Source organism: Pseudomonas sp. AC169 (assembly GCF_979258515.1).
Genome location: NZ_OZ409866.1, coordinates 3,644,128 through 3,659,765 on the forward strand (window position 1 = coordinate 3,644,128; position 15,638 = coordinate 3,659,765).

General features: G+C 59.6%; 19 protein-coding genes. 8 read left to right on the forward strand and 11 right to left on the reverse strand.

Annotation, left to right across the window (positions count from 1 at the left end; genetic code table 11):
• The first annotated feature begins 55 nt into the window (after positions 1-55).
• Both ACZZ0G_RS16295 and tldD read left to right on the forward strand, forming a co-directional pair.
• The gene (locus tag ACZZ0G_RS16295) at positions 56-916 is read left to right on the forward strand and encodes a carbon-nitrogen hydrolase family protein (protein WP_463556808.1); all 861 of its coding nucleotides are present in this window, start codon (positions 56-58) and stop codon (positions 914-916) included.
• A 4-nt stretch (positions 917-920) separates the two neighbouring features.
• The gene (gene tldD / locus ACZZ0G_RS16300; RefSeq protein WP_160055865.1) at positions 921-2,363 is read left to right on the forward strand and encodes a metalloprotease TldD; all 1,443 of its coding nucleotides are present in this window, start codon (positions 921-923) and stop codon (positions 2,361-2,363) included.
• Between the two features lie 51 nt (positions 2,364-2,414).
• Here tldD and yjgA read toward each other — a convergent pair whose 3' ends face one another.
• A complete protein-coding gene (yjgA, locus tag ACZZ0G_RS16305) occupies positions 2,415-2,939 on the reverse strand; it encodes a ribosome biogenesis factor YjgA (RefSeq protein ID WP_007915377.1) in 525 nt (174 codons plus the stop codon).
• Positions 2,940-3,047: 108 nt separating this feature from the next.
• On the opposite strand from yjgA, the gene pmbA reads away from it, so the two are divergent.
• The 6 genes from pmbA to ACZZ0G_RS16335 all read left to right on the forward strand — a co-directional run bounded on the left by pmbA (position 3,048) and on the right by ACZZ0G_RS16335 (position 8,413).
• On the forward strand, positions 3,048-4,394 hold the full coding sequence (pmbA, locus tag ACZZ0G_RS16310; RefSeq protein ID WP_463556809.1) for a metalloprotease PmbA: 1,347 nt from the start codon (positions 3,048-3,050) through the stop codon (positions 4,392-4,394).
• A 249-nt stretch (positions 4,395-4,643) separates the two neighbouring features.
• Positions 4,644-5,051 (forward strand): FagA protein, encoded by a 408-nt coding sequence (locus ACZZ0G_RS16315; protein WP_159812153.1) that lies wholly within the window; start codon positions 4,644-4,646, stop codon positions 5,049-5,051.
• Positions 5,032-6,408 carry a class II fumarate hydratase gene (locus tag ACZZ0G_RS16320; RefSeq protein WP_463556810.1) on the forward strand — a complete coding sequence of 459 codons (1,377 nt, stop codon included), beginning with the start codon at positions 5,032-5,034 and terminating at the stop codon, positions 6,406-6,408. The genes ACZZ0G_RS16315 and ACZZ0G_RS16320 overlap by 20 nt, the downstream gene beginning before the upstream one ends.
• Before the next feature lie 27 nt (positions 6,409-6,435).
• Positions 6,436-6,876: a hypothetical protein gene (locus tag ACZZ0G_RS16325; protein WP_016984162.1), complete on the forward strand. Its 441-nt coding sequence runs from the start codon at positions 6,436-6,438 to the stop codon at positions 6,874-6,876.
• A gap of 1 nt (position 6,877) precedes the next feature.
• Complete coding sequence (locus ACZZ0G_RS16330) at positions 6,878-7,489, forward strand: superoxide dismutase (RefSeq protein WP_463558863.1); 612 nt, start codon at positions 6,878-6,880, stop codon at positions 7,487-7,489.
• A 30-nt stretch (positions 7,490-7,519) separates the two neighbouring features.
• Positions 7,520-8,413 (forward strand): ZIP family metal transporter, encoded by an 894-nt coding sequence (locus ACZZ0G_RS16335; RefSeq protein WP_463556811.1) that lies wholly within the window; start codon positions 7,520-7,522, stop codon positions 8,411-8,413.
• A gap of 34 nt (positions 8,414-8,447) precedes the next feature.
• On the opposite strand, the gene ACZZ0G_RS16340 is transcribed toward ACZZ0G_RS16335, so the two are convergent.
• From ACZZ0G_RS16340 to ACZZ0G_RS16385, 10 genes are all read right to left on the reverse strand, one after another.
• Positions 8,448-8,723 carry an HPr family phosphocarrier protein gene (locus tag ACZZ0G_RS16340; protein ID WP_463556812.1) on the reverse strand — a complete coding sequence of 92 codons (276 nt, stop codon included), beginning with the start codon at positions 8,721-8,723 and terminating at the stop codon, positions 8,448-8,450.
• Between the two features lie 15 nt (positions 8,724-8,738).
• Entirely contained in the window at positions 8,739-9,596 is an 858-nt protein-coding gene (rapZ, locus tag ACZZ0G_RS16345; RefSeq protein ID WP_463556813.1) for an RNase adapter RapZ, read from the reverse strand.
• 2 nt (positions 9,597-9,598) lie between these two features.
• Positions 9,599-10,063, reverse strand: coding sequence for a PTS IIA-like nitrogen regulatory protein PtsN (gene ptsN, locus ACZZ0G_RS16350; protein WP_463556814.1), 465 nt, complete (start codon positions 10,061-10,063; stop codon positions 9,599-9,601).
• Positions 10,064-10,074: 11 nt separating this feature from the next.
• Positions 10,075-10,383 (reverse strand): ribosome hibernation-promoting factor, HPF/YfiA family, encoded by a 309-nt coding sequence (gene hpf / locus ACZZ0G_RS16355; RefSeq protein WP_007912419.1) that lies wholly within the window; start codon positions 10,381-10,383, stop codon positions 10,075-10,077.
• Positions 10,384-10,456: 73 nt separating this feature from the next.
• Positions 10,457-11,950: an RNA polymerase factor sigma-54 gene (locus ACZZ0G_RS16360; RefSeq protein ID WP_463556815.1), complete on the reverse strand. Its 1,494-nt coding sequence runs from the start codon at positions 11,948-11,950 to the stop codon at positions 10,457-10,459.
• A gap of 187 nt (positions 11,951-12,137) precedes the next feature.
• Positions 12,138-12,863, reverse strand: coding sequence for an LPS export ABC transporter ATP-binding protein (gene lptB / locus ACZZ0G_RS16365; RefSeq protein ID WP_008085069.1), 726 nt, complete (start codon positions 12,861-12,863; stop codon positions 12,138-12,140).
• Positions 12,863-13,408 carry a lipopolysaccharide transport periplasmic protein LptA gene (gene lptA / locus ACZZ0G_RS16370; RefSeq protein WP_397484279.1) on the reverse strand — a complete coding sequence of 182 codons (546 nt, stop codon included), beginning with the start codon at positions 13,406-13,408 and terminating at the stop codon, positions 12,863-12,865. Before lptA ends, lptB begins: the two co-directional genes overlap by 1 nt.
• Positions 13,395-13,967: an LPS export ABC transporter periplasmic protein LptC gene (gene lptC, locus ACZZ0G_RS16375; protein ID WP_463556816.1), complete on the reverse strand. Its 573-nt coding sequence runs from the start codon at positions 13,965-13,967 to the stop codon at positions 13,395-13,397. The genes lptA and lptC overlap by 14 nt, the downstream gene beginning before the upstream one ends.
• Positions 13,968-13,975: 8 nt before the next feature.
• Positions 13,976-14,500 carry a KdsC family phosphatase gene (locus tag ACZZ0G_RS16380; protein ID WP_007912407.1) on the reverse strand — a complete coding sequence of 175 codons (525 nt, stop codon included), beginning with the start codon at positions 14,498-14,500 and terminating at the stop codon, positions 13,976-13,978.
• The gene (locus ACZZ0G_RS16385; protein ID WP_007912405.1) at positions 14,500-15,474 is read right to left on the reverse strand and encodes a KpsF/GutQ family sugar-phosphate isomerase; all 975 of its coding nucleotides are present in this window, start codon (positions 15,472-15,474) and stop codon (positions 14,500-14,502) included. The genes ACZZ0G_RS16380 and ACZZ0G_RS16385 overlap by 1 nt, the downstream gene beginning before the upstream one ends.
• Positions 15,475-15,638 lie beyond the last annotated feature (164 nt).

Genomic DNA, 15,638 nt, shown 5'->3' on the forward strand with positions numbered 1-15,638 from the left:
GCCAGCCCCTGAACCGATGGAGTAGCATGGCCGCATACCTCTTGCGGAGTTCGCCATGTCTTTAGCGGTGATTCAAATGGTCAGTCAGAGCGACGTGCTGGCCAATCTGGCTCAGGCCCGGCGCCTGCTCGAACAGGCTGCAGCCGGCGGTGCGAAGCTGGCGGTACTGCCGGAAAACTTCGCCGCCATGGGCCGTCGCGACATCGCTGACCTCGGCCGCGCCGAAGCCATGGGCGAAGGGCCGATCCTGCCGTGGTTGAAACAGACCGCTCGCGACCTCAAGTTATGGATAGTGGCCGGCACCTTGCCGCTGCCGCCGGTGGATCAGCCGACGGCCAAGGCAAATGCCTGCTCGCTGCTGGTCGATGATCAGGGCGAAATCGTCGCCCGCTATGACAAGTTGCATCTGTTCGATGTCGATGTGGCGGACAATCGCGGGCGTTACCGCGAATCCGATGACTATGCTTATGGCAGTGGCGTCGTAGTTGCCGATACGCCGGTGGGTCGGCTCGGTCTGACCGTGTGTTACGACTTGCGTTTTCCGGAGCTGTACAGTGAATTGCGTGCTGCCGGTGCTGAACTGATCACCGCTCCATCGGCGTTTACTGCGGTGACTGGCGCAGCGCATTGGGATGTGCTGATTCGCGCGCGGGCCATCGAGACACAATGTTATGTGCTGGCCGCAGCGCAGGGCGGGACCCATCCAGGACCGCGGGAAACCTTCGGTCACGCGGCGATCATCGACCCGTGGGGCCGCGTGCTGGCGAGTCAGGATCAAGGCGAAGCGGTGTTGTTGGCCGAGCGCGATAGCAATGAACAAGCGTCCATCAGGGCGCGAATGCCGGTGACGCGTCATCGGCGGTTTTTCTCGCAGGGCGCACAGCGGCCTGCTTCAGAACACGAATTTAAGGCGTAAACCTATGAGCGAGTTGTTGTCCTCAGTCAGTGATCACCTGTTGGCGCCCGGCGGCGTGACGATCGAGAGCCTGCAAGGCGTGCTCGGTGATCTGGCCGGTCCTGGCATCGATGCGGCCGACCTGTATTTCCAAGGGCAGATTTCCGAGTCGTGGGCGCTGGAAGACGGCATCGTCAAGGAAGGCAGCTTCAACCTCGACCAGGGCGTCGGCGTGCGTGCGCAGTCCGGTGAGAAAACCGGTTTTGCCTACAGCAACGCGATCACCCTCGAAGCCCTTGGCGCAGCGGCCCGTGCCGCGCGTTCGATCTCCCGGGCCGGGCAGAACGGCACGGTGCAGGCGTTCACCACGCAGGATGTCGCGCAACTGTATGCGCCGGACAACCCGCTGGAAGTATTGAGCCGCGCCGAGAAAGTCGAGCTGCTCAAACGCATCGATGTGGCTACCCGCGCGCTCGATCCGCGTATCCAGCAGGTCAGCGTCAGCATGGCCGGGGTCTGGGAGCGGATTCTGGTGGCGTCCACCGACGGTGGGCTGGCGGCGGATGTGCGTCCGCTGGTGCGTTTTAACGTCAGTGTGATCGTTGAGCAGAATGGCCGTCGCGAGCGTGGCGGGCATGGCGGCGGCGGGCGTACCGACTACCGTTATTTCCTCGCCGAAGACCGCGCCATGGGCTACGCCCGCGAGGCGCTGCGTCAGGCGCTGGTGAATCTGGAGGCGATTCCGGCACCGGCCGGGACCTTCCCGGTGGTATTGGGTTCGGGCTGGTCGGGTGTACTGCTGCACGAAGCGGTCGGTCACGGTCTGGAAGGCGATTTCAACCGCAAGGGCAGCTCGGCCTACAGCGGGCGCATGGGTGAAATGGTTGCCTCGAAACTTTGCACTATCGTCGATGACGGCACCTTGAGCGGCCGTCGCGGTTCGCTGAGCGTCGACGACGAGGGCACCCCGACCGAGTGCACCACGCTGATCGAAAACGGCGTACTCAAGGGCTACATGCAAGACAAGCTCAACGCGCGCCTGATGGGCGTGGCCCGCACCGGTAACGGTCGTCGGGAATCCTATGCACACCTGCCGATGCCACGCATGACCAACACCTACATGCTCGGCGGCGAAAGCGACCCGGCGGAAATCATTGCTTCGGTGAAGAAGGGCATCTACTGCGCCAACCTTGGTGGCGGTCAGGTCGACATCACCAGTGGCAAGTTCGTGTTCTCCACCAGTGAGGCGTACTTGATCGAAGACGGCAAGATCACCGCACCGGTCAAAGGTGCGACGTTGATCGGCAACGGTCCCGAGGCGATGAGCCGGGTGTCGATGGTCGGTAACGATCTGGCGCTGGACAGCGGTGTGGGCACGTGCGGCAAGGATGGGCAGTCGGTGCCGGTAGGCGTGGGTCAGCCGACGCTGAAAATCGATGCGATCACCGTGGGCGGCACGGGCGCATAAGAAAGGGTGGAGCTTCGGGTGGCGCGCAGGGCGACCACCCGGTGGCGAATATCAACGCAGACCGCGTTGAGTCTCGTCCAGCTCACGGATGTACTTGAAGATCTTGCGGCTGGAAGCAGGAGGTTTGTTTTGCGCAACCTCGTGCTGAGCCTGACGGATCAGGGAGCGTAGTTGTTGGCGATCGGCGTCCGGGTACTCGACGACGAACTTCTCCAGCACGGCGTCGTCGCCTGCGATCAGGCGATCACGCCAGCGTTCGAGATTGTGGAAGCGCTCGTTGTACTGACGAGTAGAGGCATCGAGTTGATCGAGCAACGTGAGAATGGCGTCCGTGTCCTGGTCGCGCATCAGTTTGCCGATGAACTGCAGGTGCCGTTTACGCGCGATGTTCGCGGTGTGCTTGGGCGCATCCGCCAAAGCCCGGCGCATGGCGTCGGTCAGCGGCAGTTTAGCGATCAAGTCAGGCTTGAGTGTTGTCAGGCGCTCGCCGAGGTCAACCAGAGCATGCAGCTCGCGTTTGACCTGAGATTTGCTTTTTTCTCCCGTATCGAGGGAGTCGTCGTAAGAATCAACCATGGTGGCAGTCCGCAAAGAAACGCCGCCATGATAACCAGTCGGGGGCCGCTTGTCCGGCCCGGTCGCTCGATGACCCCAGCCGAAAGCAGAATTTGAGTGGAGATGAGCATGAGTGCAGTTGAAAGCGTCGGCCCGCAGGCATTGCCGGCACTGCAGGAACAAGTCGAGCAGATCATCGCCGAAGCCAAGCGTCAGGGCGCCAGTGCCTGCGAAGTAGCCGTGTCGCTCGAGCAGGGTCTGTCGACCTCGGTGCGTCAGCGCGAAGTCGAAACGGTAGAATTCAACCGTGATCAGGGCTTTGGCATCACGCTGTATGTGGGCCAGCGAAAAGGCTCGGCCAGCACCTCTGCCACCGGACCGGACGCCATTCGCGAAACCGTCGCGGCCGCACTGGCGATTGCCAAACATACCTCGGAAGACGAAGCCTCGGGTCTGGCTGACGCTGCGCTGATGGCCCGCGAGCAGCAGGATTTCGATCTGTTCCATGAATGGGATATCACTCCGGAGCAAGCCATCGAGAAAGCTCTGCTCTGTGAGGCGGCAGCATTCGACGCCGATACGCGGATCAAGAACGCCGACGGCACCACACTCAGCACTCATCAGGGCTGCCGCGTTTACGGCAACAGTCACGGGTTCATTGGTGGCTACGCGTCGACCCGGCATAGCCTGAGTTGCGTGATGATCGCCGAGGCTGACGGGCAGATGCAGCGCGATTACTGGTATGACGTGAGCCGTCAGGGTAGCTTGCTGGCGGATCCTGTGAGCATCGGCCAGCGTGCTGCGCAACGGGCGGCAAGTCGTCTGGGCGCGCGGCCGGTGCCAACCTGTGAAGTGCCTGTGCTGTTTTCTGCAGAGTTGGCAGGTGGCTTGTTCGGCAGTTTCCTCTCGGCGGTATCCGGTGGCAGCCTGTACCGCAAATCGTCGTTCCTTGAGGGCACGCTGGGGCAGAAGTTGTTTCCGGAATGGCTGACCATCGACGAGCGTCCGCATTTGATGCGTGCGATGGGTAGCGCCTCTTATGACGGTGATGGTCTGGCGACGTATGCCAAACCGTTCGTCGAAAAAGGCGAGTTGGTGTCGTACATCCTCGGCACGTACTCCGGGCGCAAACTCGGCATGCCGAGCACGGCTAACGCTGGCGGCGTGCACAACCTGTTCGTCACCCATGGTGATGAAGACCAGGCGGCGCTGTTGAAACGCATGGGCCGTGGCCTGTTGGTCACCGAATTGATGGGCCATGGCCTGAACATGGTTACCGGCGACTACTCGCGTGGCGCGGCGGGTTTCTGGGTCGAGAACGGTGAAATCCAGTTCGCGGTGCAGGAAGTGACCATCGCCGGCAACATGCGTGACATGTTCAAGCAGATTGTTGCGGTGGGGAATGACCTAGAGTTGCGCAGCAACATTCGCACCGGTTCGGTGTTGATCGAGCGGATGACTGTCGCGGGCAGCTAAACTGCAACTGTCACACAAAAGGCGCGCCACCCCACCGGGTAGCGCGCCTTTTTTATTGGCTTCACACGAAACCCATGTGGGAGCGGGCCTGCTCGCGAAAGCGGTTTAACTGTCGACCGTCATGGTGACTGACACGACGCCTTCGCGAGCAGTCTCGCTCCCACCCTGAAATCTGCATCGCTCGGCGCCCTTGTTTTGGTTCTCATTATCATCTAATAATAAATCTCATTATCGGATGAGCCCCGGATCATGAGTTCTGCCTTGCACGAGCAGCCGTACCTCGAAAGCTGGCGCTGGATGAGTCGCCAGATCCGTTGCGCTATGGATCCTGACGAACCGCGCCTGATCGAACACTACCTCGCCGAAGGCCGCTATCTGTCCTGTTGCACCGCGACCTCACCCTGGACGGTCGCCGAAACCTCCTTCCGTTTGCTGCTCGACACGGCCACCGACATCGCACTGCCGTGGCACTGGCGCAGCCTCTGCCTCGATCAAGCCTGGCGCCCGTTGCGTGAAATGGAACGCCTCTCCCTGTGCAAATGCCGGCTCAAGCGCTGGCAACGCTACACCTGGCAGCTCGCCACTTGCGAACTGCTTCCCTCGATTCCTCTTATTGAACTGGTGCAAGGATTTTCAGATGACCAAGACACGTATTGAGCGCGACAGCATGGGCGAACTGCAGGTGCCGGTGGACGCTCTCTACGGCGCGCAAACCCAGCGCGCAGTGGATAACTTCCCGATCAGCGGCAAACCAATGCCGACGCAATTCATTCGCGCACTGATCCTGGCCAAGGCTGCGGCTGCCCGCGCCAACGTCGAACTCAACCAGATCACTGCCGCTCAGGGCAAAGCCATCAGCGATGCTGCACAAGGCCTGCTCGAAGGCGATTTCATGCAGCATTTTCCGGTGGATATCTTCCAGACCGGTTCTGGCACCAGTTCGAACATGAACGCCAACGAGGTGATCGCCACCCTGGCCAGCCGCCTGCTCGATGGGCCGGTCAACGCCAACGATCACGTCAACTGCGGCCAGAGCAGTAACGACATCATCCCGACCACCATCCATGTCAGCGCGGCGCTGGCTTTGCACGAACAATTGCTGCCGGCGCTGCTGCACCTGGTGCAAGTGATTGAGCAAAAAGCTGAGCAAGTGCATCACCATGTCAAAACCGGTCGCACACATTTGATGGACGCAATGCCGGTGCGCATGAGTCAGGTGCTCAACGGTTGGGCGCAGCAGCTCAAGGCCAACATCAGTCATCTGCAGGATTTATTGCCAAGTCTGCAATCCCTGGCGCAGGGCGGCACGGCAGTCGGCACCGGGATCAACGCGCATCCAGAGTTCGCTGCACGTTTCAGCCGCCAGTTAAGCCAACTGACCGACGTGCAGTTCACCCCGGGCAAGGATCTGTTTGCGCTGATTGGCTCGCAAGACACCGCCGTCGCCGTCTCTGGCCAGCTTAAAGCCACCGCAGTGTCGCTGATGAAAATCGCCAACGACCTGCGCTGGATGAACTCCGGTCCGCTCGCCGGCCTCGGTGAAATCGAACTCGAAGCCCTGCAACCGGGTTCGTCGATCATGCCGGGCAAGGTCAACCCGGTGATTCCGGAAGCCACTGCCATGGTCGCTGCGCAAGTGATCGGCAACGACTCGGTGATCACCATCGCCGGCCAGTCGGGCAATTTCGAACTGAACGTGATGCTGCCGATCATCGCGCAGAACCTGTTGAGCAGCATCGAGCTGCTGGCCAATTCCAGCCGCTTGCTCGGCGACAAAGCCATCGCCAGCTTCAAGGTCAACGAGTCGCGCTTGAAAGAGGCGTTGTCGCGCAACCCGATCCTGGTCACCGCGCTCAACCCGATCATCGGTTACCAGAAAGCCGCCGAAATCGCCAAGCAGGCCTACAAGGAAGGGCGCGCGGTGATCGACGTTGCTCTGGAACATACCGATCTGTCGCGCAGCCAACTGGAAGAGTTGCTCAATCCCGAGAAACTCACCGCCGGCGGCGTGTAAACCCCGCAACCGCTTTGGAGGCTCATCATGGAGCACTGGAAACGCACGATCGAACGGGCCAATCGCTGCTTCATGCTGGGCGAACTGATCGACGCCCGTGAGGCTTACCTGCAAGCCCTGGCCCTGGCGCAAGTGTTATTCGAACGCTGGGCGGATGCCGACGAAGCGGTGGCGGCCTGCGTCATCTCCCATCACAACCTGGCGGACCTGCACTTGCGCTTGAATCAGCCGGAGGAAAGCGCTGAATACCTCTGCGCCATCCATCAACGGCTGTTGCAGACCATGCAGGACGAACGTCAGCGCCTGGCATTGCGTGAGGCGGCGTTGCGCCAGAGCAGCAAGACCTATGTAGAGCTGCTGAATTTCATCAGCGAACACGGCGAATACCCGCGCACCCAGCGTCTGCTGCACCCGGATACCGGCAATGCGCGTCGCGCGCCTGCCCCACATCACCATGGAGTCCATTGAAATGGCTTTTACCTTGCCTGCCTTGCCTTACGCCTACGACGCTCTCGAGCCGCATATCGATGCGCAAACCATGGAGATTCACTACACCAAGCATCACCAGACCTACATCAATAACCTCAACGCCGCCGTGGAAGGCACTGAATACGCTGACTGGCCGGTGGAAAAACTGGTCGCCAGTGTCAAGGAGCTGCCGGAAAAACTCCGTGCGGCGGTAATCAATCAGGGCGGCGGTCACGCCAACCACTCGCTGTTCTGGGAAGTGATGGTGCCCAACGGTGGCGGCAAACCTGACGGCACTCTGGCCAAGGCGATTGATGAGCAACTGGGCGGGCTCGACAGCTTCAAGGAGGCCTTCACCAAAGCCGCGCTGACCCGCTTCGGTAGCGGCTGGGCTTGGCTGAGCGTGACCCCGGAGAAAAAACTGATTGTGGAAAGCAGCGGCAACCAGGACAGCCCGCTGATGAACGGCAACACGCCGATTCTCGGTCTCGACGTCTGGGAACACGCCTACTACCTGCGTTATCAGAACCGTCGCCCGGAATACATCAATGCGTTCTACAACGTGATCAATTGGCCTGAAGTGGCTGCGCGCTATCAGGCCGCACTGGTTTAAGTCTTCTATAAAAACAATCCAAGGCTGACTATGGGCACTGAAACACTGGCGATCGGAAGTGGGCGTATGTTTCGTTACGCAGTGGGATCGCTGTTGCTGTTGGCGGGTATGACTTTGTTGGTTGCCCACGGACTGGAATGGCTGAATCTGGAACCGAGACTGTCGCGAGCGTTGCAGGGCGGCGCGATCTGCGCCCTCGGCACGGCGCTTGGCGCGGTCCCGGTGCTGGTGATTCGGCGCATGCCGCAGGCACTCAGCGATACCTTGCTGGGGTTTGGTGCCGGGGTGATGTTGGCGGCGACAGCGTTTTCGCTGATCGTGCCGGGCATCGCTGCTGCCGAAAGCCTTGGCCTGACACCGTGGTCATCCAGCGGCCTGATCTGCTTCGGCATCATGCTCGGTGCTTTCGGGTTGTATCTGGTCGATCGCAAAGTTTCCGGTGCTTCACCGGAAATGCTCGTCGGCACCGTCGAGCATCCGGTGATTCCGCCGCGCATCTGGTTGTTCGTGTTCGCCATCATTGCCCACAACATCCCGGAAGGCATGGCCGTCGGCGTTTCTGCCGGCGGCGGCATGCCGGATGCGGACAGTCTGGCCATGGGCATCGCCTTGCAGGATGTACCGGAAGGTCTGGTGATTGCGTTGGTATTGGCCGGTGCGGGGATGTCGCGGGTCAAGGCGTTCCTGATCGGTGCAGCCTCAGGTCTGGTCGAGCCAGTGTTTGCCCTGCTTTGTGCCTGGCTGGTCAGTCTGGCGCAGGTGTTGTTGCCATTGGGTCTGGCACTGGCGGCGGGAGCGATGTTGCTGGTGGTGACCCACGAGGTCATCCCGGAATCACGGCGCCACGGTCATGACAAACTGGCCAGTCTTGGTTTATTGATCGGGTTTTGTTTGATGATGGTGATGGATACCGCGTTGGGCTGAACAAGGTGAGGGAGCAAGCTCCCTCATTGGCGGATCAACCGCCTTCATCGAAGCAGTTGTTGATCAGCGCCACCAGCGCATCCAGCGCTTCCTGTTCCTGATGTCCTTCAGTACTCAGATAGATTTTGGTGCCCTTGCCAGCCGCCAGCATCATCATCGCCATGATGCTTTTGCCATCGACCGTGGTCTCTGGCGTGCGGCCCACTCTGATCGTGCAATCCGGATATTGCCCGGCCACCCCGACGAACTTGGCCGATGCGCGGGCATGCAGGCCCAGCTTGTTGATGATTTCGATTTCCAGAGCAGGCATCGCGGTGTGAATCCTTTAAGTGAGGTCGCGGTGGCGAACCTGGACGTTCTTCAGGGTTTTCTGCAGGGCCTGACCCAAGCGTTCGGTCAGGTAGACGGAGCGGTGATGCCCCCCGGTGCAGCCAATGGCAACGGTGACGTAGGCGCGGTTGCTCGCGGCGATGCGCGGTAGCCACTTGTGCAGGTAGGTGAAGATGTCCTGAAACATTTCTTCAACTTCCGGCTGCGCGGCCAGGTACTCGGCCACTGGCGCATCAAGACCCGATTGCGCGCGCAGTTCCGGCTTCCAGTACGGATTGGGCAGGCAGCGCACATCGAAGACCAGATCCGCATCCACTGGCATGCCGCGCTTGAAACCGAATGACTCGACCAGAAACGCGGTGCCTGGCTCGGGTTGGTTCAGCAAGCGCAGCTTGATGGTGTCGCGCAACTGGTACAGGTTCAGATTGGTGGTGTTGATTTTCAGATCAGCGAGATCGGCTATAGGGCCGAGCAGTGCGGTTTCATCCTGTATAGCCTCGGCCAGCGAGCGGTTGGCGTTGCTTAGGGGATGACGACGACGGGTCTCGGAAAAGCGCTTGAGCAGGGTTTCTTCGTCGGCATCCAGATACAGGACATCGCACTGGATGTGCTTGCTGCGGGCATCCTCAAGCAGTTCGGGGAAACGGGACAGGTGGCTCGGCAGGTTGCGCGCATCGATTGACACGGCCACCAGCGGCTGCGCCAGCTCAGTGTGAATCAGCGCGCGTTCGGCCAGTTCCGGCAGCAAGCCAGCCGGCAGGTTGTCGATGCAGTAGTAGCCGTTGTCTTCAAGGACGTCCAGTGCGGTACTTTTACCCGAGCCGGAACGGCCACTGACGATGATCAAGCGCATGATTAGTGCCCGTTCTGCTCGTCCAGGACAACCTGATACAAGGCTTCGTTGCTCGCCGCGCTGCGCAGTTTTTCACGCACCTCCTTGCGGTCGAGCATGCTGGCGATCTGACGCAGCAACTCCAGGTGCGCATCGGTGGCAGCCTCCGGGACCAGCAAAACGAACAGCAGGTCAACCGGCGCGCCATCGATGGCGTCGAAATCGATAGGGGCTTCAAGGTGCATCAGCGCGCTGATGGGCGAAGTGCAACCCTTCAGGCGACAATGCGGAATGGCGATGCCGTTGCCAAAACCGGTAGAACCCAGTTTTTCACGGGCAATCAGCGCCTCGAAGACATCTTGCATCTCCAGAGCCGGCACTTCGCGGGCGATCAGGTTGGCAATTTGTTCGAGGGCTTTCTTTTTACTGCCGCCCGGCACGTTCACGAGGGAACGGCCGGGGGTCAGGATACTTTCAAGTCGGATCATGGAATGGGGGGTTATCGACCGGTTGCGCCCTGGAGGAGGCTCTGGGTCTTTTCCTTATGCTTTTTGAGTTGGCGATCCAGCTTGTCGGTCAGTGAGTCGATCGCAGCATACATATCAGTATCTTCTGCGTTGGCGACCACTTCGCTGCCGGGAATATGCAAGGTGGCTTCGATTTTCTGCTTCAGCTTTTCGACGCACATCGTGACCTGCACGTTGGTGATCTTGTCGAAATGTCGCTCCAGTCGTTGGAGTTTTTCCTCGATGTAGGAACGCAGAGGTTGGGTCACTTCCAGTTGGTGTCCACTGATGTTGACTTGCATACAGCTTCTCCTTCGTTGCCAGTGCATAAAGCGGCAGGCTGGATAGCCTGCCACTGGAACGCTGTAACGTGGCTTACATCAACCGCTTGCGTTCGCTCGAAGGCGCGATCCCGAGGGATTCGCGGTACTTGGCGACGGTGCGGCGAGCCACCTGAATGCCTTGTGCCTCCAGTAAACCAGCGATCTTGCTGTCACTCAACGGCTTTTTCTGATTTTCCGCGGCAACCAGTTTTTTGATGATCGCGCGGATCGCTGTGGACGAGCATTCGCCGCCTTCGGAGGTGCTGACGTGGCTGGAGAAAAAGTATTTCAGCTCATAAATACCGCGCGGGGTATGCATGAATTTCTGCGTGGTCACCCGGGAAATCGTCGATTCGTGCATGCCGACAGCTTCGGCGATGTCATGCAGAACCAGCGGCTTCATGGCTTCGTCGCCGTACTCCAGAAAACCGCGTTGATGCTCGACGATCTGGGTGGCAACTTTCATCAGGGTTTCGTTGCGGCTCTGCAGGCTCTTGATGAACCAGCGGGCTTCCTGCAACTGATTGCGCATGAAAGTGTTGTCGGCGCTGGTGTCGGCGCGACGGACGAAACCGGCGTACTGGGCGTTGACGCGCAGGCGTGGCACGGATTCCTGATTGAGCTCGACCAGCCAGCGCTCGTTGTCCTTGCGCACGATAACGTCAGGCACGACGTACTCGGCTTCGGTGGATTCGATTTGCGAACCCGGACGCGGATTCAGGCTTTGTACCAGTTCGATCACCTGGCGCAGCTCGTCTTCCTTGAGCTTCATGCGGCGCATCAACTGGCTGTAGTCGCGGCCGCCGAGCAGGTCGATGTAATCGCTGACCAGGCGTTTCGCTTCAATCAGCCAAGGCGTCTTGGCCGGCAGCTGACGTAATTGCAGCAGCAGGCATTCGCCAAGGTTGCGGGCGCCGATACCGGCCGGTTCAAACTGCTGGATGCGGTGCAGGACGGCTTCGATTTCGTCCAGTTCGATGTCCAGTTCCGGGTCGAACGCCTCAAGGATCTCTTCGAGGGTTTCGTCCAGGTAGCCCTGATTGTTGATGCAATCGATCAGGGTCACGGCGATCAGGCGATCGGTGTCGGACATCGGTGCGAGGTTCAGTTGCCAAAGCAGGTGACTTTGCAGGCTTTCGCCAGCAGAGGTGCGGGTGGTGAAGTCCCACTCATCATCATCGTTGCTGGGCAGGCTGCTGGCGCTGGTCTGATAGACGTCTTCCCAAGCCGTGTCGACCGGGAGCTCGTTAGGGATGCGCTCGTTCCATTCGCCTTCCTCGAGGTTGTCCACCGTCGGGGCGGTTTCCTGATACGAAGGTTCCTGGATCTCGGTGTTGGGCTTCTGTTCGGCGTTGTCGGCCATGGGGTCGGAATTGTCGAAGTCGTCGCCTTCTTCCTGGCGTTCGAGCATCGGATTGGATTCCAGAGCCTCCTGGATTTCCTGTTGCAGATCCAGGGTCGACAATTGGAGCAGGCGGATGGCCTGTTGCAGCTGCGGTGTCATCGTCAGCTGCTGGCCCATTCTCAAGACTAGCGATGGTTTCATGGCAGGGGCTTAACACCTTATTCGCCGGCGCTATGCGCCATCCACTACAGGGCGCCGAAGCGCCAAACTTAAGCAAATTATATGCCTGAAACTGAAGTGTTTGCCTAGAGCGCTGTAACAATTAAAGCGTATTAATTCCTGCTTGAATCGATACGGCGCCCCGGCGGCGCACCGGGCACTGTCGCGCTTACAGGCGGAACTCGTGGCCCAGATACACTTCCTTGACCAGATCGTTGGCCAGGATGGTTTCTGCGTCGCCTTCGGCGATCAGTTGACCATCGTTGACGATATAAGCGGTTTCGCAGATATCCAGCGTCTCGCGGACGTTGTGGTCGGTGATCAATACACCGATACCCTTGGCCTTAAGATGGTGGATGATCTGCTTGATGTCGCCGACCGAGATCGGGTCGACACCGGCGAACGGTTCGTCGAGCAGGATGAATTTTGGTGCCGTGGCCAGTGCGCGAGCGATTTCCACCCGGCGGCGTTCACCACCCGACAGGCTCATACCGAGGTTGTCGCGGATATGGCTGATGTGGAACTCCTGAAGCAGGCTTTCCAGCTCCTTGCGACGGCCGGCCTTGTCGAGTTCCTGACGGGTCTCGAGGATGGCCATGATGTTGTCGGCCACCGACAGTTTGCGGAAGATCGACGCTTCTTGCGGCAGATAGCCGATACCGGCCTTCGCACGACCGTGCATCGGCTGGTGGCTGACGTCCAGATCGTCGATCAGCACACGGCCCTGATCGGCCTGAACCAGGCCGACGATCATGTAGAAGCATGTGGTCTTGCCGGCGCCGTTCGGGCCGAGCAGGCCGACGATCTGGCCGCTGTCGATCGACAGGCTGACGTCACGCACGACCTGGCGGCTTTTATAGGCCTTGGCCAGGTGCTGAGCTTTCAGAGTTGCCATTACTGGGTTTTCTCGTCGGTTTTCTTCTTCGGCTGGATCACCATATCGATGCGCGGGCGCGCCTCGGTGACCTTGCTGCCGGTAGCGCGACCGGCGCTGGCCAGTTTCTTCACGGTGTCATAGACGATTTTTTCGCCCTGAGTCGTGTTGTTGTCCTTGTCGACAACCTTGGCCTTGTCGATCAGCACAACGCGGTTTTGCGCGGCGTGGTACTGGATCGTCACGCCCCAGCCCTGTACAGGCTTGGCGTCACCTTGGGTTTGCAGTTGTTCGAAGTAGGCAAGGTTGCCCACCGACGTCACCACGTCGATATCGCCGGCCGGGGTGCGGGTGATGGTCACGGTATTACCGGTCACCTTCATCGAACCCTGAGTGATGATGACATCACCCTTATAAGTGGCGATGCCGTTCTTGTCGTCCAGTTGGGCGTCGTCGGCCTGAATGCGGATAGGTTGCTGCTGATCGTTCGGCAGAGCCCAGGCGCTCACGCTTCCCAGTGCTGCGCCCAGACTGAGCAAAATAGGGAGGGTTTTAACGAGCCTCATACTGTCCTCTTACGTTCGATAGCAGGTGTATCCTGCTTTCCTTCAGGTACGCTTTCATTCCAACGCCAGTCGATACACCGCCAGCGCCGTCGATTCTAACGGGTTGCTCGGTCTGCGCATATTGCTCCTGCGGGAACACTGTCATGCGCGTGGAAGTAACCAGCAGGTCGCGGTTCTGTTCATCGGTGCGCTTGATGCGTACCGAGTCGATCAATTCCACTTGGGTGCCGCCCGAATTCACTTCGCCGCGCTCACTGGTCACATGCCACGGAAACTCGGTTCCGCGATACATGTTCAGGTCGGGTTTGGTGACCAGTGTGATATCGGTTGCCTTGACATGCTCGGCCTTGTCGGAGGTCATCTCATACTGCACTTTGCCGTCCGGCAAATATTGCAGGGTATGCGTGTTGGTCGCATACCAGTCGATAGGTGTTTCGATGGAAGAGACCGGAGGCTTGTCGAGGAAGCGTTCCGGGCTGATGTTCCAATAGCCGACCGCGGCGAAAATCGCAGCGATGCAGCCGAACAGCAGGAAGTTACGAAATTTTTTGCTGAACATGGCTTGGCTCACAGGTACGCGGCGTTGGCCGCATCGAGGCGGCCCTGGGCGCGCAGGATCAATTCGCAGAATTCGCGGGCGGCACCTTCGCCACCACGGGCGCGGGTAACACCATGGGCGTGTTCACGGACGAAGTCGGCAGCGTTGGCCACGGCCATGCCCAGCCCTACGCGGCGGATTACCGGCAGGTCCGGCAGGTCGTCACCGAGATAGGCGACCTCTTCATAGCTTAGGCCCAGTTGCTCAAGCAGACCGTCGAGAACGACCAATTTGTCTTCACGCCCCTGAAACAGGTGGGGAATCCCCAGGTTTTTCGCTCGACGCTCGACCACCGGGGTCTTGCGGCCGCTGATGATAGCGGTCTGCACGCCAGCGTTCATCAGCATTTTGATGCCTTGGCCGTCGAGGGTATTGAATGTCTTGAATTCGCTGCCGTCTTCAAGGAAATACAGGCGCCCGTCGGTGAGGACGCCGTCGACGTCGAAAACCGCCAGTTTGATCGCTTTGCCGCGTTGCAGCAGATCGTTACTCATTACATGACTCCTGCGCGCAGCAGATCGGAGAGGTTGAAGGCGCCGACCGGGCGATCTTCCTCATCTACGACTACCAATGCGTTGATTCGGTGATCTTCCATGATTTTCAGGGCTTCGGCGGCCAGCATCTCGGGCCGTGCAGTCTTGCCGTGCGCCGTCATGACCTGGTCGATGGTGGCACTGCGAATGTCGATACTGCGATCGAGCGTGCGGCGCAAGTCGCCGTCAGTGAAGATTCCGGCCAGTTTACCGTCAGTTTCAAGGATGACGGTCATGCCCAGACCTTTACGGGTCATTTCCATCAATGCGTCTTTGAGCAGCGTGCCGCGTTGTACTTGCGGCAATTCCTGCCCGGCGTGCATGACGTTTTCCACTTTCAGCAACAGACGACGACCGAGCGCGCCCCCCGGGTGCGAGAAAGCGAAATCTTCTGCGGTGAAACCGCGTGCTTCCAGCAGCGCGACGGCCAGCGCATCACCCATGACCAGCGCTGCGGTGGTCGAGGAGGTCGGCGCCAGGTTCAGCGGGCAAGCCTCATGTTCGACGTGAACATTGAGATTGACCTCGGCAGCCTTGGCCAGTGGCGATTGTGGGTTGCCGGTGACGCTGATCAACTGGATGCCCAGACGTTTGATCAACGGCAGCAAAGTCACGATTTCGTTGGTCGAGCCGGAGTTCGACAGGGCCAGGATCACGTCATCGCGGGTGATCATGCCCATGTCGCCATGGCTGGCCTCGGCCGGGTGCACAAAAAAAGCAGGAGTGCCGGTGCTGGCCAGGGTCGCGGCGATCTTGTTGCCGATGTGCCCGGATTTGCCCATGCCGACCACGACTACACGGCCCTTGCTGGCCAGAATCATCTCGCAAGCGCGTACGAAATCGGCGTCGATATGGGGCAACAAGCCTTGTACGGCTTCCACTTCGAGTTGGATGGTGCGTTGTGCCGATTGAATCAGGTCGCTGGATTGGCTCATGTCAGAAATCGTATAGCCCGATGAAAAGGCGGCGATTATAGCGGTTATGTTGCAAAGCCTCACGCAAGTTCGTCGTGCTTTGTCATTCCTCGTTACCAAAACCCGGGAAAAGAGCCTGCGGACCTGTCAAATCGCCGAACACAGGCTGGTACAAGCCTTGGGCG

What these genes read in the sequence shown, in the direction of transcription:
- ACZZ0G_RS16295 (WP_463556808.1), top strand. Translation starts at nt 56, where the DNA reads ATGTCTTTAGCGGTGATTCAAATGGTCAGTCAGAGCGACGTGCTGGCC.
- tldD (WP_160055865.1), top strand. Translation starts at nt 921, where the DNA reads ATGAGCGAGTTGTTGTCCTCAGTCAGTGATCACCTGTTGGCGCCCGGC.
- yjgA (WP_007915377.1), bottom strand. Translation starts at nt 2,939, where the DNA reads ATGGTTGATTCTTACGACGACTCCCTCGATACGGGAGAAAAAAGCAAA.
- pmbA (WP_463556809.1), top strand. Translation starts at nt 3,048, where the DNA reads ATGAGTGCAGTTGAAAGCGTCGGCCCGCAGGCATTGCCGGCACTGCAG.
- ACZZ0G_RS16315 (WP_159812153.1), top strand. Translation starts at nt 4,644, where the DNA reads ATGAGTTCTGCCTTGCACGAGCAGCCGTACCTCGAAAGCTGGCGCTGG.
- ACZZ0G_RS16320 (WP_463556810.1), top strand. Translation starts at nt 5,032, where the DNA reads ATGACCAAGACACGTATTGAGCGCGACAGCATGGGCGAACTGCAGGTG.
- ACZZ0G_RS16325 (WP_016984162.1), top strand. Translation starts at nt 6,436, where the DNA reads ATGGAGCACTGGAAACGCACGATCGAACGGGCCAATCGCTGCTTCATG.
- ACZZ0G_RS16330 (WP_463558863.1), top strand. Translation starts at nt 6,878, where the DNA reads ATGGCTTTTACCTTGCCTGCCTTGCCTTACGCCTACGACGCTCTCGAG.
- ACZZ0G_RS16335 (WP_463556811.1), top strand. Translation starts at nt 7,520, where the DNA reads ATGGGCACTGAAACACTGGCGATCGGAAGTGGGCGTATGTTTCGTTAC.
- ACZZ0G_RS16340 (WP_463556812.1), bottom strand. Translation starts at nt 8,723, where the DNA reads ATGCCTGCTCTGGAAATCGAAATCATCAACAAGCTGGGCCTGCATGCC.
- rapZ (WP_463556813.1), bottom strand. Translation starts at nt 9,596, where the DNA reads ATGCGCTTGATCATCGTCAGTGGCCGTTCCGGCTCGGGTAAAAGTACC.
- ptsN (WP_463556814.1), bottom strand. Translation starts at nt 10,063, where the DNA reads ATGATCCGACTTGAAAGTATCCTGACCCCCGGCCGTTCCCTCGTGAAC.
- hpf (WP_007912419.1), bottom strand. Translation starts at nt 10,383, where the DNA reads ATGCAAGTCAACATCAGTGGACACCAACTGGAAGTGACCCAACCTCTG.
- ACZZ0G_RS16360 (WP_463556815.1), bottom strand. Translation starts at nt 11,950, where the DNA reads ATGAAACCATCGCTAGTCTTGAGAATGGGCCAGCAGCTGACGATGACA.
- lptB (WP_008085069.1), bottom strand. Translation starts at nt 12,863, where the DNA reads ATGGCAACTCTGAAAGCTCAGCACCTGGCCAAGGCCTATAAAAGCCGC.
- lptA (WP_397484279.1), bottom strand. Translation starts at nt 13,408, where the DNA reads ATGAGGCTCGTTAAAACCCTCCCTATTTTGCTCAGTCTGGGCGCAGCA.
- lptC (WP_463556816.1), bottom strand. Translation starts at nt 13,967, where the DNA reads ATGTTCAGCAAAAAATTTCGTAACTTCCTGCTGTTCGGCTGCATCGCT.
- ACZZ0G_RS16380 (WP_007912407.1), bottom strand. Translation starts at nt 14,500, where the DNA reads ATGAGTAACGATCTGCTGCAACGCGGCAAAGCGATCAAACTGGCGGTT.
- ACZZ0G_RS16385 (WP_007912405.1), bottom strand. Translation starts at nt 15,474, where the DNA reads ATGAGCCAATCCAGCGACCTGATTCAATCGGCACAACGCACCATCCAA.